This is a genomic window from Mesorhizobium sp. WSM4310 (genome assembly GCF_007003935.1).
GTDB lineage: Bacteria > Pseudomonadota > Alphaproteobacteria > Rhizobiales > Rhizobiaceae > Mesorhizobium.
In genome coordinates, this window is record NZ_VFTA01000048.1 from 1 (window position 1) to 15,164 (window position 15,164).

At 56.4% G+C, this 15,164-nt stretch carries 12 protein-coding genes; 7 read left to right on the forward strand and 5 right to left on the reverse strand.

Annotated features, from left to right (window positions below; genetic code table 11):
* Positions 1–285 precede the first annotated feature (285 nt).
* The 3 genes from FJV80_RS31075 to FJV80_RS35765 are packed head-to-tail and all read right to left on the reverse strand — an operon-like array spanning position 286 to position 1,025.
* The gene (locus tag FJV80_RS31075) at positions 286–570 is read right to left on the reverse strand and encodes a DUF6804 family protein (protein ID WP_063169433.1); all 285 of its coding nucleotides are present in this window, start codon (positions 568–570) and stop codon (positions 286–288) included.
* 52 nt (positions 571–622) lie between these two features.
* Entirely contained in the window at positions 623–862 is a 240-nt protein-coding gene (locus FJV80_RS31080; RefSeq protein WP_082826591.1) for a hypothetical protein, read from the reverse strand.
* Positions 863–890: 28 nt separating this feature from the next.
* On the reverse strand, positions 891–1,025 hold the full coding sequence (locus tag FJV80_RS35765; protein WP_199489651.1) for a YHYH domain-containing protein: 135 nt from the start codon (positions 1,023–1,025) through the stop codon (positions 891–893).
* Between the two features lie 129 nt (positions 1,026–1,154).
* Here FJV80_RS35765 and FJV80_RS31090 point away from each other — a divergent pair, with 129 nt between their 5' ends.
* From FJV80_RS31090 to FJV80_RS31115, 6 genes are all read left to right on the forward strand, one after another.
* Positions 1,155–1,595: a hypothetical protein gene (locus FJV80_RS31090; protein WP_126066778.1), complete on the forward strand. Its 441-nt coding sequence runs from the start codon at positions 1,155–1,157 to the stop codon at positions 1,593–1,595.
* 197 nt (positions 1,596–1,792) lie between these two features.
* Positions 1,793–3,232, forward strand: coding sequence for a hypothetical protein (locus FJV80_RS31095; protein WP_063169430.1), 1,440 nt, complete (start codon positions 1,793–1,795; stop codon positions 3,230–3,232).
* The gene (locus tag FJV80_RS31100; protein WP_063169429.1) at positions 3,225–4,043 is read left to right on the forward strand and encodes a hypothetical protein; all 819 of its coding nucleotides are present in this window, start codon (positions 3,225–3,227) and stop codon (positions 4,041–4,043) included. The genes FJV80_RS31095 and FJV80_RS31100 overlap by 8 nt, the downstream gene beginning before the upstream one ends.
* Entirely contained in the window at positions 4,043–5,359 is a 1,317-nt protein-coding gene (locus tag FJV80_RS31105) for a hypothetical protein (protein WP_063169428.1), read from the forward strand. Before FJV80_RS31100 ends, FJV80_RS31105 begins: the two co-directional genes overlap by 1 nt.
* Positions 5,347–6,405, forward strand: coding sequence for a hypothetical protein (locus FJV80_RS31110; protein ID WP_224571173.1), 1,059 nt, complete (start codon positions 5,347–5,349; stop codon positions 6,403–6,405). The genes FJV80_RS31105 and FJV80_RS31110 overlap by 13 nt, the downstream gene beginning before the upstream one ends.
* Before the next feature lie 50 nt (positions 6,406–6,455).
* Positions 6,456–7,601: a DUF4236 domain-containing protein gene (locus FJV80_RS31115; RefSeq protein ID WP_095770037.1), complete on the forward strand. Its 1,146-nt coding sequence runs from the start codon at positions 6,456–6,458 to the stop codon at positions 7,599–7,601.
* Positions 7,602–7,614: 13 nt separating this feature from the next.
* Here FJV80_RS31115 and FJV80_RS31120 read toward each other — a convergent pair whose 3' ends face one another.
* A complete protein-coding gene (locus FJV80_RS31120) occupies positions 7,615–8,445 on the reverse strand; it encodes a thermonuclease family protein (protein WP_127224212.1) in 831 nt (276 codons plus the stop codon).
* 34 nt (positions 8,446–8,479) lie between these two features.
* The gene (locus FJV80_RS31125) at positions 8,480–8,893 is read right to left on the reverse strand and encodes a MucR family transcriptional regulator (RefSeq protein ID WP_082826711.1); all 414 of its coding nucleotides are present in this window, start codon (positions 8,891–8,893) and stop codon (positions 8,480–8,482) included.
* A 636-nt stretch (positions 8,894–9,529) separates the two neighbouring features.
* On the opposite strand from FJV80_RS31125, the gene FJV80_RS31130 reads away from it, so the two are divergent.
* Positions 9,530–15,115: a DUF3320 domain-containing protein gene (locus FJV80_RS31130; RefSeq protein WP_063169424.1), complete on the forward strand. Its 5,586-nt coding sequence runs from the start codon at positions 9,530–9,532 to the stop codon at positions 15,113–15,115.
* Positions 15,116–15,164: the final 49 nt, after the last annotated feature.

Consider the following 15,164-nt stretch of genomic DNA (forward strand, 5'->3'; position numbering starts at 1 on the left):
TCCACATGGCAGCCTAAAGTCAAAAACGCCTATCAGTCGCCTCGCCCTGATCGAGGACAACCTGTTGAAGCTCCACATCTAGGGCATGCGAAAATAGAAAATAACGGGCAAAAAGATGCGCCTTTTCCGACTCCGAGCCTAGATGGTTGAAAGCCTCGAAGTACTCCTTCGTCCGCTCGAGGAGATCTCCCGCATAAAGCGCCAACGGCTGTGACACGGTGACCCTCGGGCGCGCCTTGACCTTCGGCGTCTCAGGTCCACTCTTGGCCATCTCAGATTATCGGCTTAATTCCGGTGCCGGTATGCGACAAAGCCGAACAGAGTAGCCGCTGCGACGTTGAAGATTGCCCACAGCTCGCGCGGCAAATGAACCGGCATGAACGGGTTGAAGATCGCTGCCGCTCCAAACAGCGCCCAAGCCAGGGTGCGATTTTCAGGGCCTGATCGCCACACCATGGCTCCGCAGTAGATCCCGGCGAAAAAGACCACCACGCGGAGGAATTGGTAATAGCCGTACGGCCATGGCGCTACCGCCAGCAGCGAGGCAATAGCTACACAGATGCAGACCAACCGGACCGTTCCGGCCGGCGTCGAAAAGCATTATTTTCAGCAAACTTGATCCTCAAACGCCCAGCACGGTTGTTAGTGGAGTTTCGGCGCCCGCCATATATTTGAAAAGCCAGATTGCCCAAGTGATCGGCCAAATGAACGCCAACATCGCATCCAGGCTCAAGTTAATCAGGATTTTTACGACCACTGATGCATGGCCCTGCCATGTGTCGACGACATTCATCACGTAGGTGATCGGCCCGCCCAGCATGAAGAGGAGGCCCAGCGGAGCTGACATGATGTTCTTCAGCATGTTTGTGTCCCTCAGAAAGGCGTGACCTTCAGTGACAGTGATACGCGCCGGTCTTATGGTTGGTATGGCAACCGTTGGCATCAGTGCCGCCACTGTGTGCAAACGCGCCGGTCGCGCAAGCGATTATTGCAGCGGCCATAGCCGCGAGAAATGTTGTTTTCATTTTATTGCCCTCCCAAAGTATTTCAGACAGAGCACTATTGCCGGTCGGGCACAAGCTGCTCGTGGCACTGTGAACACAAATAGGATAGATGCTCCTCTGTGCAGGCCAAGATCGGGCGAGGAGAATACTTTGGATGGATTGCGATTGATGCACGTCCCGTTGGCGATCCTGCTGACATGGCCAAGGGTGGCGACGGCAAATGAATGCCTCTCGAAGTACACCAAGACCGACGTCTGCGCCTACGCAAAAAAAATGCAAACCGAAATGGCTCCAGCATTGCCCATGCTGATCAGTTCGAACATCTCCGTTCGGAGCATCATCGCAATCGGGCCAAGGATCGTTTTCAACGCCACCTGGGCTCAGACCGATGCGGAAGTAGACGCCAAATTGTTGGCTGCTGGCGTCTCGCGGCCGGTCTATGTCCAGAAGATCGATGAAATGACCAAAAACTATGTCTGTCGTGCGGAGGAACTATCTGCCTTCGTTCGCCTGGGCGGTGAGATCCAGTACACGTATACGACTGTGGATAATTTCCCAGTCGCGAACCCGCTCGTAGCACTCTGTCCTTAGAGCATCGCAGCACGGCTCATGACATGACTAGTCGCGGCCGATCAACCAGTTGATCAGCAGCCATGATCATTTGTTGGAACTCAATTGAGCCTGATCCGCACTAGCAAGTGGATAGAAGTGAATGTGCGGTTGCCCTTTAGCTCTACTATGCATAGAAACCACTCTGCCGGGGGGCGTAAAGTTGGGGTTGTGAGTGCGTGGGCTCTAAATTCGAAAAACTAAATAAGTTGCGTGACTCACTGCGAGAATCCAACCACGATTTTCGGGCGAGCACTCAGCTATTCAACAGCCTGGACCCTGCCAAGATCGACGGCGACCTGGATGTCATTAACCGCGGAAAGCAGCGCGGCGAGGTGAACCAACCCCCGAAAACGGCAAAGAATCTCGACGATGTCGAACATGCCATCGTGGAACGCGTTGAGGATGAGAAGAAGGCTGCGCATCACACTCTTGAGGACAACCTGCAACTCCTTGGAGGTCGTCTTGCCGGCCTCGATTTCGAGGAACAATTCGGTCTAATCCGTCAGACGAATGCCGCTAGCGTTTCGGACTTCAAAGCCTCGGTCGCCGTGGGCCTCGATGAACTTCACGGCCTGAGAAGGGCCCTGAACGACGCCGAAAAAGAGCATGCATGGTTTAAGGAGAAGCACGGTCTCGTTCGTGCCGCGCGTGTGCAGCACGGTGCCGCTCACATTTTCCGGCTATCGCTTCTGCTATTTCTGTTTCTGGTCGAGACAGCGATGAACGGCAACTTCCTGGCCAAGGGCAATGAGCAGGGATTTTTTGGTGGCATCCTTGAGGCTGCGGCATTCTCTTTCATCAACATCGGGGCGGCTTTGCTCCTGGCGGTTTTCTGCGCTCGTCTCGTCACCCATCGGTCGTTTTTCGTAAAATTCGTTGGGATCATTTCAATCCTTTTCTATATCGGCTTGGCGATTTCGATAAACTTGGCGCTAGCGCACTACCGTGAGGTCAGCGGCTCGCTCGCTGACGGCGCCGGCGCTGAGGTCATCCGTAATATGCTCGCCAATCCAGCGGGTCTCACGGACATCAAGTCCTGGTTGCTGTTTGCGATCGGCCTGATGTTTTCGCTTTTCGCTTTTATCGACGGCTGGTTCGTGCTCGACCCTTACCCAGGCTACACTGGCGTTGAAAATCGGCTCGTTCGACGGCGCGATGACTACATCGATCGAAAGAAGGAACTGATCGAAGAGCTGCAGGATGTCCGCGACGACCACAACGAAAAAGTGGAGGAAATCGTCAAGCAGCTTGGTAGTCGCCGGCGCGAGCACCGCGCGATTGTCGATCATCGATCGAGGCTTCTGGCTCTTTTTGCGCAGCATCAAGACCAATTGGAGCGAGCCTGCAATCAGCTTTTGTCGATGTATCGGGAAGCCAACATCCAGGCGAGGACCGAGCCGGCGCCCAAGCATTTCGGAACGCCCTACAAACTTGATCGCATCAAGCCATACGTCACCGGCGAGCGGGAGTGGAATGAGGGAGATGTTGGCGCATCAATTCGCCAGGCGCAGGAGGAACTCAACGAGCAGGTTCGTCTGATTGGTCAGGAATGCGAACGGGGAATTGAGCAGTACCGAGATCTTGATAAGCTTCACCCGGACAGCGTGAATGTCTAGGCGAACCCGCAGACGCAAGAAAGGCAATGCGGGTACCATTGCCGCGGCCATTGCCCTTGGTGTGCTATCCGTTGCGATGTTGGCCGGCTTCGGCTGGATGTGGACCAGGTCTGGCAATGGCCATATCGACGCCAACACGAATTGCCCATTGGACGGACCCTCCAGCCTGACCGCCGTCCTCATCGACGCCACTGATCCAATTTCGGCAACGACGATGGCTGATCTCAAGAACGAGTTCCGAAAGACCATTGGGCAGGTCGAGCCGGGTGGGTATGTGAGGATTTATACCCTGAGCTCGGCGCCTGGTGAGCTGACGGTGATGTTCGATGGATGCAATCCCGGTGATGGGTCGACCGTCGATAGTTGGACCAACAATCCTGCGCGGCGTCAAAAGAAGTGGGAAAACGCCTTCGGCGATCCTTTGAACAAACTTCCCGATGAAATCCCGAATGCGGCTTCCGCGAGCCAATCTCCGATCATGGCTGGAATTCAGAAAATCAAGCTGTCGCTCTTCGATAGCAGCTTGGCCAAACAGGGCAGTCCCAAGCGATTGGTGGTCGCCTCTGACATGATCGAGCATACGACGATTTACTCGCAGTACCGATCGGGACTGGATTACCAAAAATACCTCAACAGCGCCGCCGACCGCACATATGGGACGTCGCTGGATGGGGTGGGCATCACAATTCTTTATATCGATCGGGCAAAGAAGCCATTTCAGACCCTGGATCACGCGGAGTTCTGGACACATTGGGTCCAGAACCATCACGGCGAGTTCGAAAAGCTGGTTGGCTTGGATGGGTTAAACTGATGGCGAGAGCGCACGACAAACCTTTGCTGGATCATCCACGTCTGCCGGTCGTGGTTTTCGCGGCATTGACACTCGGCGGGTGTGTATTCATCGCCATTGCAAAACTCTCAGGCGTAAATCCGATCGTCGCGGCGGTAGCACCGGCCTGCCTGATGTTTTTCTATCTCGGGGTTTCGATCTTTGCTGGAAAGCTACAACTGCACGACGAGCAGACCGGCGATAACCTCTACTATATGGGCTTCCTGTTCACCCTGACGAGCCTTGGGGTCTCGCTGTTTCAGTTTGGAACGGAAGGCTCAACCGACACGATCGTCCAAAATTTTGGCATCGCGATCACGTCGACGATCACCGGTATTGCTCTGAGGGTTTTCTACAATCAGATGCGGCGCGATCCCGCGGACATTGAGCGAACGGCGAGGCACGAACTTGCCGACATGACACGGCGTGTAAGAGCCGAGATGGAAAGCGTAACCAGGGAGTTCGCCGACTTTCGTCGTGTCAGCCATCAAATGCTCGAAGAGGGCTTTGCAGAGATTGCCGAGCAAGCGGCACGCAATGGGGAGCACATTCGATCTGCCCTGGACAATATTGCCATGGAATCGATCAAGCCTGTCCAAGAGGCGTCTGCCAAGCTCAGTGACGCGTTGCAGCACAATTTCGGGCAAGTCGAAACCCAGTTTGCTTCGATAGCGAACCGCGTTGGAGCTGCAGCGGATTTGCTGGATAAAGCCAACAGCTCGATGTCCAACTCTGTTGGAAAGCTCGGTAATCAAGCCGACAATATGGCTGCCAAGCTGGAAAAGGTGGTTGTTCCTGATGAGGTGCTGAAGAACGATCTGGCGCCGATGGTCAAGCTCCTGGGTAATGCTGTCGCACAATATGCGATAAAAACCGAAACAGCCTCGCAAGAGCAGCAAACGCGGATGACCGGTCTTGCCGACGCAGTGATCAAGGTGGCGACTGGAGTGGAGAGAGCGGCAGCGGCCGCAGAAAAGACCGCAGAAACTGTCCAAGCGCAGCAGCGTTTGACTGAGGAGTTCATGGCTGTGATGCAGAAACACAGCAATGAAACACGCGGCCTCGTCGCAACCCTTACACAACATAGCCTCCCGGCCGTGCGCACTCCCCAGCCTCTGAGCAATGCGATAGCGAACGATGTCGAGCGAGTGGCGGCACCTTCCACTGTTGCCTCCCCTGTGGAGACGCCAATCAAGGTTTCGGATGACACGGAGGGCGACACCTTCCGATCGTTAAGCAGTCCGGCGGAGGTGGAGAAGGGTGAACCGCCAAAGAGAGCAAGTTGGTGGGGCAGGTGAGTGAGGTTAGCGGAACAGCCATTACGTTTGAGCGCAAGGGCTATGGCCGCGGCCTGATACTCGGCCTGACGATGGCTGAGACGATGCTGCTTCTCGTTTTCTGCCTTTTGCTTGCTGCAGGCGCGCTCATCGCCAAGACAAAGAAAGAGGCTGCGGCAGCGCAGAAGATTGCGCAGTCCCTCAATGAGAACGCTCGCAAGCTTGACGAGGAAAACAAGCGGTTGCTGGCTCAGCTGAATGCCATGGTCAAGCCTGCAAGTCGACGCAATGTACCAGATCAAGAATGGCGTGAATTGGTCCGGGCCAAAGAGGCCGCAGAGGCAATCAAAAAAGTGGGACTGACCCTTGAGGAAGCGGTGAAAAGCGCGCCGGCCGCCAAAGTCCTCTCTGACAACGACGTCGACGTTGATCAGGCCAAAGCCATGATCGAGAAGATGAAGGTTCTGCGCGAGCTCGGCTACGTTGGCACGGGCAAGACGTCCAAGGATCTTGCTGACGCACTGAAGAAGGCAAGGAACGAGGCCTCTGCTGACAAGCCACACGATTGGCCACCGATCATCAGTCTTAGCGAGCTCGATGGCTATAATTTCGATACTGGAAGTGCGGAGCTTTCCGGTGGCTTCAAAACGAAGTTGCGGCAGATGTCGAAGACCATTGCTGGAATTGCAACTTCCTATGGTGTGGACGTCATTGAGGTGATTGGCCACACGGACGAGCAGGCGATGTCCGGTGACTCATCGAATATGGACAGAGGCCTTCAGCCCGTACTGGCGCGCAAGATGGACATTGGCACACTCCATCCTGCCGACAATGCCGGGCTTGGATTAGCGCGAGCGATCTCCGTCACAGGCATCCTGCGCGATATGCCGGAACTGAAAGGCTTCACCATCCTGCCAATGTCCGGCGGCCAGTTGATATTGCCTGGCGACCGGCTCACCGACGGCGCACAGGCCGGCGACGTCAAGGCGAGGAGGCGAATTGAGATCAGGGTCAGGCAACGTTCGCGAGAGACAGATATTGGACTGGTTCCGGTACCAAAGTTGTGAGGCGAACTGCCCTTGGGTTTCGCTCACAGGGCTTGGGGGGGATTGCGGGGATGGGGTTTTACGTTCGAAAATCGATTAGTGCGGGACCTTTCCGCTTTAACTTCTCGTCTGGCGGGGTTGGCGCGTCCGTTGGCGTGCAAGGTCTTCGTATCGGGACTGGCCCACGAGGGCATTATATTCATGCAGGCGTCGGCGGTCTCTACTACCGAGGCACTTTGGGAAAGCGCAGCGCCAAGCAGACGCTGCAACTGTCTGAATTCCCATCTGGGCCAAAGCCCCATCCAACATCCTCACCCGTGGAATATGTCAGCGGTGGCGTCGTGATGAGAGAAATCGAGTCCGCCGATGTGATCGAGATGCGTGATGAGACATTTGCCAATGTGCTTGATGAAATCAATGCGAGGCAATCGCAGACGCGAATGTCGCTCATCCTGGCCGTGCTGTTTGGGATCGCCGGATTGATCGCAGGCGCAATGCTGGGAGGTGGGGTGGCGCTGATCGGTATTGCTGCCTTTTTGCCGGGCATGCTTATTGGCAACTGGTTGGACAGCTACCGCCGGGTGAGCGTGCTCTACTATGATTTGGAGCAGGACGCGGAGGCGGCCTACGGGCGACTTGTCGCCGCCTTTGACACGCTCACACGCTGCGCGGCGAGTTGGCATGTCGCGGCTGGTGGCAAGATAGAGGATCTGACGACTTGGAAGCGCAATGCGGGAGCCACGATGTTGGTCGATAAAAAGTCGACGACGCTCCAAGCTTCCTTGCCGACGGTTGTTCGCAGCAATGTCACACCACCGTCGATACACGTCGGCCGGCAAATCCTTTATTTCATGCCAGACATGATTTTGGTGAAGGACGGAAACCAGTACGGTGCCGTTGGGTATGGAGACCTCAGGACGCAATTTGCCCCCAGCAATTTTATTGAGACCGGCAAAGTTCCATCTGATGCTGAGATCGTGAGCTATACCTGGGCTCATCCCAATAAGAATGGCGGACCCGACAAACGCTTCAGAGATAATCGGCAGATCCCTGTCTGTCGCTACGAAGCCTTGCGGTTTTCTAGCCCATCCGGGCTCAACGAGCTGGTGGAATTTTCCAAGACAAACGTCAGCCAGCCCTTTTGCCAGGCTCTATTGGCACTCGCGCAAATGCACCGAAACGCTGGTGGCCAGTCCGGCTTGCTGAAAGCGCGCTAAGGAATTGGCTTGGTCAGCAAATGCCTTCGCACGGAATTCCGTCGCCGTCCCGGTCCAATTTGGGTCCCCAGCTACAGTTATTGAGATACCAGCGCGCCTCATCGCATGAGGAGATTTGCTTACAATAGCGACGCGGTTGACACGAATAGCTCTGAGCTATTTGGCGACGGCCTGTAAGGCCGTAGGATGTGTCATTACCGGGTTTATTGTTGGCTGCATGTGTTGCTCGCCAATCCCAAGGGGCTGTGAAAGTGCCAACCCAGATGCCAATCTTGGCCCTTTGGGCATCTGCCTGTTGTGACGCGTAACTACCATGGCTGTATCGAGGCCAATCCAGGGCATAACCCTGTTCGACCATCCAAGACGCAATGCTAGCACCGTCCGCCCGCTGACAATCACCAACGAAGCGGTTGTAACGATCCCACGAAACAAAGTTGCACTGGATGGGTCGGGATTGACTGAGGAAGATGTCCAGTGCTTCTGCGGATTTGCGGCCGCATGGGTATTCTTGCCCGCTTGCGTCGCTGCAGTTTTGGCTGCTTTCAGGTGCGTCGATGCCATTGAAACGAATACGCTGTCCGTGGATCTCGATCGTGTCCCCGTCAACGATGGACGCTACGCCGACGATAGGCTTCGGTTTTGACCCGAGTGCGCTTGCTGTATTGGGTCCCGCGATCTGGTTGCCCCACCCTGTAAAGTAGGAGGTGACATAAGCGCCCACTGCTAGCGTGATCACCAGGATCGCGGCTAATGATTTATGTGAAAAGAAACGCTTGCGCATAATTGAAACCCGGCCGCGTCTTGGCCGCGAGCTGCGGCGATGGGAATAGCGATCGCGATTCAATTTTCGATCCTTTGCGAAGCTGCCAAATGTTTTGCTAGCGCGTCTTTGACTTCTTGGCTGCTGCTTTCTTGGGCGCGGCTGCTGTGCGACCGAGGCCAATCGATTTTGCCAATCTGGAGCGATTGGCTGAATAGTTAGGCGCGACCATGGGGTAATCGTTGGAGAGGCCCCATTTTTGGCGATAGGCGTCGGGCGTCAGTCCAAAATGCGTGTTCAAGTGTCTCTTGAGGGACTTGAACTTTTTGCCGTCTTCGAGGCAGACGATGTAGTCTGGAGTGACTGAGCGCTTGGGGTTGACCGCGGGAACTTGGTCGGGTTTTTCCGGTTCGGACGGCTGGCCGATACGCGCTAATGACGAATTGATGCTGGCAATAAGGTCCGGCAATGAGGAGACCGGCACTGAATTCTTGCTCACATAAGCCGCAACGATATCGGCGGTAAGCTCCATCAGCGCGGTGGCCGTATTTTGGATTTCGTCAGTCACTTCATGGCTCCGGACTTCTGCAGTGAAATCCCGATCTATTACTTATCGGCTAAAAAAACCAGTAGAGGGAGGATACTAAATGCCAGGCGCTAATAGTGATGAATGTTAAAGCGCCAATCAGAATGCGGAACCACGAGAGACGGTGGATTGATTGGGCGCGGCGTTTTCTTTGTATGACCAGGAAAGCGGCTTGAGGCTCACAGGCGGATGCATTTAGATTTGGACGAGTAGGACCTACGCATGACATTTTCGAAAGACCCGCCGCCGGAGGTTAAGCCCCAGAAGGATAAGGCAAAGACTGGATCTGAATTGGACCGCGTTCCAAGTGCGGGAGCCATTCGGGTCCGCAACGGACTCTCTGTGTCAGAAAAAGACATTGTGGAGGCGGCTAAATACGGGGGCAGGGAGCGAGAATCCTCGTCGGATAGCGACTAGGCAAAGGGGGCCAAGAATGCAGGCTCTGACCCATATCACACGTCGCAATATTGGACGGTGTCCAGAAGTGATCGCAGTCGTTTCTAATTGAACACGGCTGTTTTTTCTTGCGCGAACGCTCTACGCGGGCTCTAGCTGGTTCTCCTTTCAAAGGGGATGTAAGTCTTGGACGTAAAACAGTCAGTCTTCCAAAGCGATCTCCCTCTAAAGGAGAAACTCGAGCGCGCCAGGATGGAGTTGCTCGATCTTTCCGCCCGCAATCGACTTTTGAATGTGCCGCGGTTTTCCAAGAGCGCGAAGACGATCGATATCGTCGATGAGAAGTCGTCCGAAATTTATCGATTGCTGGTGACCGAAGGAAAGGCTTTTACCTTCCTGGCCGGCAAGCCCGATAGGCCGAAAGCGGGCCAGGATGAAAGCAGCCCTCCAGACGAAGAGATCGACTATTCCCCCGTCGCTCTCGCCCAACCAGAGGACGATGGAGTCGATAACAGAGGGATATCCGCGCGGCACTCGGACACCAAGCTGCAGACGCGTATGACCCCAACTGGGCTGCAGCGGCGGCTCCTTGATCTCTACCATGATGCCCGCACACTCGAGGAAGAGCAGGGCGTCAATATCCTCTTTCTGGCCCTTGGAATGCTGAAGTGGATTGACCCGAACAACAAAGAGAACATCCGTCAGGCCCCCCTCATTTTGGTGCCGGTTCGGCTTGAGCGAGGGGCCGCTGGAGAAAAATTCCGCCTACGAGCCCGGCCGGAAGATCTTACCGCAAACCTCTCCTTGGAACTCTATCTCGACCGCATTCACAAGCTCGCTCTGCCGCGTTTTGAGGTGGGAGATGACTTCGACGTCTCGGCCTATCTCGATGCCGTTGCCGAAGCAATTTCGACCAAAGAGGGTTGGGAGGTGCTTCGCGACGATATGGTGCTCGGCTTCTTCTCGTTTGCGAAGTTCTTGATGTACCGTGATCTGGATCCGGATCTCTGGCCCGATGGCGCAAAGATTATCGAACAACCGAAGATCCGCTCGCTTCTTTCAGATGGTTTCGAAACACGCGAGCCGCTTATGTCGGACGACATAGCGATTGATCCGCACATTGCGCCCGCCGAAATGTTGCATATCGTCGACAGTGACAGTTCTCAGACACTGGCGATCCATGACGTCAGAAAAGGTCGCGACCTCGTTATCCAAGGTCCGCCTGGGACAGGAAAATCGCAGACGATCGCAAACATTATTGGGTCGGCCGTTGCCGACGGAAAGACCGTGCTGTTCGTGGCCGAAAAGATGGCAGCGCTGGAGGTCGTCAAGCGACGGCTTGACACTGCTGGGGTGGGGGACGCCTGCCTTGAGCTGCATAGTAACAAGGCGAACAAGCGCATGATGCTAGAGGAGCTGCGGCGAACCTGGCAACTCGGATCGCCCAGGGGCCAGCTTCCTTCTTCCCTAACTGATCGCTTGCTGGAGGCTCGCGATAAACTCAACGCACATGCTGCACGAATGCACGTTGCGTTCGGAGCGTCCGAACTCACTCCTTATCAGGTTCTCGGCCAGCTAACCCGACTAAGGCAGGTCGGTCAGAAACCAGTGGACATCGAACTTACGGATGCCACAAGCTGGACAACTGACGGCGTTTCGCAACGTCGCAAATTGCTCGATGAGGTCTCTCAGCGGATCAACGAGATCGGCTTGCCGATCCACCACCCGTGGCGGGGAGTTGGCCTGGATGTCGTTCTTCCAACGACCATTGAGAGGCTCGTCCCACGCATCGCGGCGTTGCTGGACCAAGCCAAGGCACTGCACGCCAAACTGGTCGGTATCGCTGAGCGGATCAAGGCCGAGCCTCCGAAAATTCTCAGCGACAGCGGCGAGATAGAAGATCGCGCTGAGCTTCTCGCGTCCGCGCCTGGACTTCCTGCCGAGGCGCTCGTCTCGCCGGTATGGGATGAGCGTCCGAAAGACATTTCATCGCTTCTCTGGTCAGGAACGGATTTCGCCCGCAAGTCCGAGGAACTTTCGGAGCAGTTGGCGGCAACGGCTATCGACACGCCAATTGAAGGTCTCGAGACAGAGCTTGCAAAGCTTCCCTCGGAATTTCCGAAAGATGGTTTCCATCGTGCGCGACAGCTCACCATTCTGCTCCCACGCTTGAGGGAAGAAGCTGAGCGCCTGAATCAGGAACTCGGATCGGCGATATTGCCAGACACGTTGGCAGGCTTGCTCAGGCTGGCCGTGACCGGCGAGCGAGTAGCGGCAGCACCTGACGCAAGTCCGGAGGCCTTCGCAGCCACCGTTTGGGACTCCGGACTTGAGCAGGCAGGCGACCTTGCCGACAGCGTAGCGACGCTTGAGGCTGCCAGAGCCGACCTTCAGGGCAAGGTTGTTGACGCGGCGTGGAGCACCGAGGTGGCCGCGGCGCGGCAGGCGCTCGCCACACACACGGGAATATTGAAAGCATTGAACGGCGACTACCGTCGCGCCACAGCACTTGCGCGGACTATTGTGGTCGACCCTAGCGCGCCTGCGACGCAGATAGTTGGTCTCCTCGACCTTTTGATGAAGGGTCAGGCTGCCGCAGCAAGAGTCCGCGAAGGCGACGCTTTTGGCCGTTCCGCCTTCGGGGCAGATTGGCGTGGGGAGCGATCGGCTTCCGCGCCACTGCTCGCGCTAGTGGAGTGGATGCGGACTCTACGAGGGCTAGGCCCCGAACCTCGGATTATCGCCGGCCGGATGGCGGAACGCTCCGAGGCCGGTGCGCGTGCAGCGCGCGTTCGCAAGGTTATCGAAATCGGTCGGCCAATTATCGAAGGTTTCTGGAACGATCTCGGGCACCTCGCGTCATCCATGCTAGGCGACGTGGCTTCCGCCGAGCGGGCCTCGCTGCAACTGATGGAAGCGAAGGCGAGCACTGTAGCTCAAGCCGATGATGCGTCACGACAGGTTCTGACTGACGTTCCGGATCTAATCACTGAGCGGGTGGAGCTACTGCGCCGACTAGGCAGACTACAAGCACTTGCTCAAGGGATCGATGCGGGAGAGAGCCTTGGCAAGTTCGTATTCGGCTCGTCGTGGCACGGTCGAGGATCCGATTGGGCCGCTCTCACGCAAGCCGAGCTTTGGCTGAAAGAAAATGGCTCGATCCGACATCTGGCTGCGCGGTTGCCTGAAAGAATCGAGATCGCAAACTCGGCACGTTCAGCACGTGAAGCGGCCCAAGCGGCAGCGCGGGAATTGAAGGCGCTTACAGGGGATTTGAAAGCCGATGCTCCCTCCTTGTTTGGAGTAGTCGATTTTCCGGACGTCGCGATAGGCGAGGTCGTTTCTCGGCTGCAGGGTTGGCTCGATCATCAGGAGCAGCTCTCGAAATGGGTTGCCTATGAAGAGCGATCCGAAACGGCCCGAAAGGCTGGACTGGGACAGTTGATAGACGGCCTAGCCAACGGCCAGATTACAACAGGATCGGCTCGATCAGTTTTTGATATGGCCTACTACGAACGAATGTTTCTGGCGATGGCGACCGATGAGCCGGAGCTGGCAAGGTTCGACGGGGAACTGCATTCCAGGGCTGTACGTGACTTCGCAGATCTGGACCGCCAGCGCATCAAGGCCGGCGCCATCGAAGTTGTAACGGCTCATCACCGGAAAATTCCTTCAAGAGACGGCGGAGCTGGACCTGTCGGACTGCTTCGTTCTGAGATGGCGCGCAGACGAGGCCACATGCCCATCCGGCAATTGATGCAGAAGGCAGGCCCTGCCATCCAGGCGCTGAAGCCAGTGTTCATGATGAGCCCGCTTTCGGTGGCGCAATTCCTGTCGCCCGGCCGGATGTCCTTCGATCTGCTCGTGATGGACGAGGCGTCTCAGATCCAGCCCGTGGACGCACTTGGCTCGGTCGCCAGGGCCAGTCAGGTGGTCGTCGTTGGCGACGAACGCCAACTGCCACCCACGACATTCTTCGCGAAGATGACAGGCTCGCAGTCTGAAGATGACGAGGGTGAGGGCGCGCAGGTCGCCGACATTGAAAGCATCCTCGGCCTGTTCACGGCCCGCGGCTTGCCGCAGCGTATGCTGCGCTGGCACTACCGTAGCCGTCACCAATCTCTAATCGCAGTATCGAACAGCCAGTTCTACGAGAACCGGCTTTTCATCGTGCCAAGCCCTTATACCCAAGAGGCAGGTATGGGGTTGCGGTTTCATCATGTGCCGGAGGGGGTCTTCGATTCCGGCGGCACAGGAACCAATCCGGTAGAGGCGAGAGCAGTAGCGGAGGCGATCATCCGTCATGCGAAGGTGAACCCGCAAGAGACTCTAGGCGTTGCAACATTTTCGGTTAGCCAACGCCGCGCGATCCAGGATGAACTCGAAGCGCTGCGGCGACTAAATCCCGACACCGAGGAATTCTTTCACGCTCATCCAAGCGAGCCATTCTTCGTCAAGAACCTCGAAAATGTTCAAGGCGATGAGCGCGACGTGATCATGATCTCGGTGGGGTATGCCAAGAATGCCCAGGGATACATGGCCATGCGTTTCGGCCCTCTTGGCGCGGAAGGCGGCGAGCGTCGGCTCAACGTCCTCATAAGCCGCGCCAAGCGCAGCTGCGAAGTATTCGCGTCCATCACAGACGAGGACATCGACCTGGAGCGTGGCAAAGGGAAAGGCATCTTCGCCTTCAAGCTCTTCTTGCACTACGCGAGAACAGGGCGAATTTCGCTTGCCCAAGTCACGGTTCGCGAAATGGATTCAATCTTTGTAGAACAGGTAGCCAACGCGCTGATCGAAATGGGTTATCAGGTTCATGCTCAAGTGGGCATTGCCGGCTTCTTCATCGACCTCGCAGTTGCGGATCCAGAGAGGCCAGGCCGCTATATTCTTGGCATCGAATGCGATGGCGCAGAATATCACTCATCTCGCTCGGCCAGAGATCGAGACCGGCTTCGGCAGTCGGTTCTGGAAGACCATGGTTGGATCATCCATCGCATCTGGAGCGCTGACTGGTTCCAACGGCCTCGTGAGCAGCTGGAGCGAACCATACTAGCGATTGAGGCCGCCAGAAAAGAACTCGATGAGCGGGCCGAATTGGGGGTCCAGAGAAATCGAGCTGTAGCCGTGCAGGTTGTTACGGTCGACCGAGGCAACGTGACGGAAATCGGTCTCGAAAGCACAAACGGATCCGAGACACCCAATCGAGCCTACGAAGAGGCCGAACTAAAGCGACCGGGATCGTTCGAACTCCACGAGACGCCCAGCGGAATCATGGCCGGACTGGTCGAGCAGGTCGTGGCTACAGAAACGCCAATCCATGTCGACGAAATAGTTTCGCGTATTCGGGACGCCTGGGGTCTGCAGCGGGCCGGTGGCAGGATTCAGGATGCAATCGAGCGGGGGGTAAGCATAGCACAGAGAGGTGGTTCAGTAGCCCGTCGAGGCAACTTCTGCTTCAAGCCAGGTGTTCCTGTTCGTCTCAGGGATCGCAGTGGGGTCGTGTCCGCTGGATTGCGCAAGCCCGAAATGATTGCGCAGGACGAGGTCGCCCAAGGCGCTATGGAAGTCGTGAAATCCAACCTCGGTGCGACAGAGGAAGAAATCGCCACAGGCGTTGCCAGGATGCTGGGCTTCAAAGCCACAAGCGCACAATTAAGGCAGCTGATTTCAGCTGGGGTCGCCGATTTGGTTGCCAAAGGAGTGTTACGGTCCCAAGACGGCTTGTTGGTGGCCGGCGAATCCGCGAGCGAGAAATTAGCTGAAGTGTAACGGGGCGCTGCAGCGCCCTCGTTGCAATTTCTGTCGAAGCTCGGAACAC

What these genes read in the sequence shown, in the direction of transcription:
- FJV80_RS31100 (WP_063169429.1), top strand. Translation starts at nt 3,225, where the DNA reads ATGTCTAGGCGAACCCGCAGACGCAAGAAAGGCAATGCGGGTACCATT.
- FJV80_RS31105 (WP_063169428.1), top strand. Translation starts at nt 4,043, where the DNA reads ATGGCGAGAGCGCACGACAAACCTTTGCTGGATCATCCACGTCTGCCG.
- FJV80_RS35765 (WP_199489651.1), bottom strand. Translation starts at nt 1,025, where the DNA reads ATGAAAACAACATTTCTCGCGGCTATGGCCGCTGCAATAATCGCTTGC.
- FJV80_RS31115 (WP_095770037.1), top strand. Translation starts at nt 6,456, where the DNA reads ATGGGGTTTTACGTTCGAAAATCGATTAGTGCGGGACCTTTCCGCTTT.
- FJV80_RS31125 (WP_082826711.1), bottom strand. Translation starts at nt 8,893, where the DNA reads ATGGAGCTTACCGCCGATATCGTTGCGGCTTATGTGAGCAAGAATTCA.
- FJV80_RS31080 (WP_082826591.1), bottom strand. Translation starts at nt 862, where the DNA reads ATGCTGAAGAACATCATGTCAGCTCCGCTGGGCCTCCTCTTCATGCTG.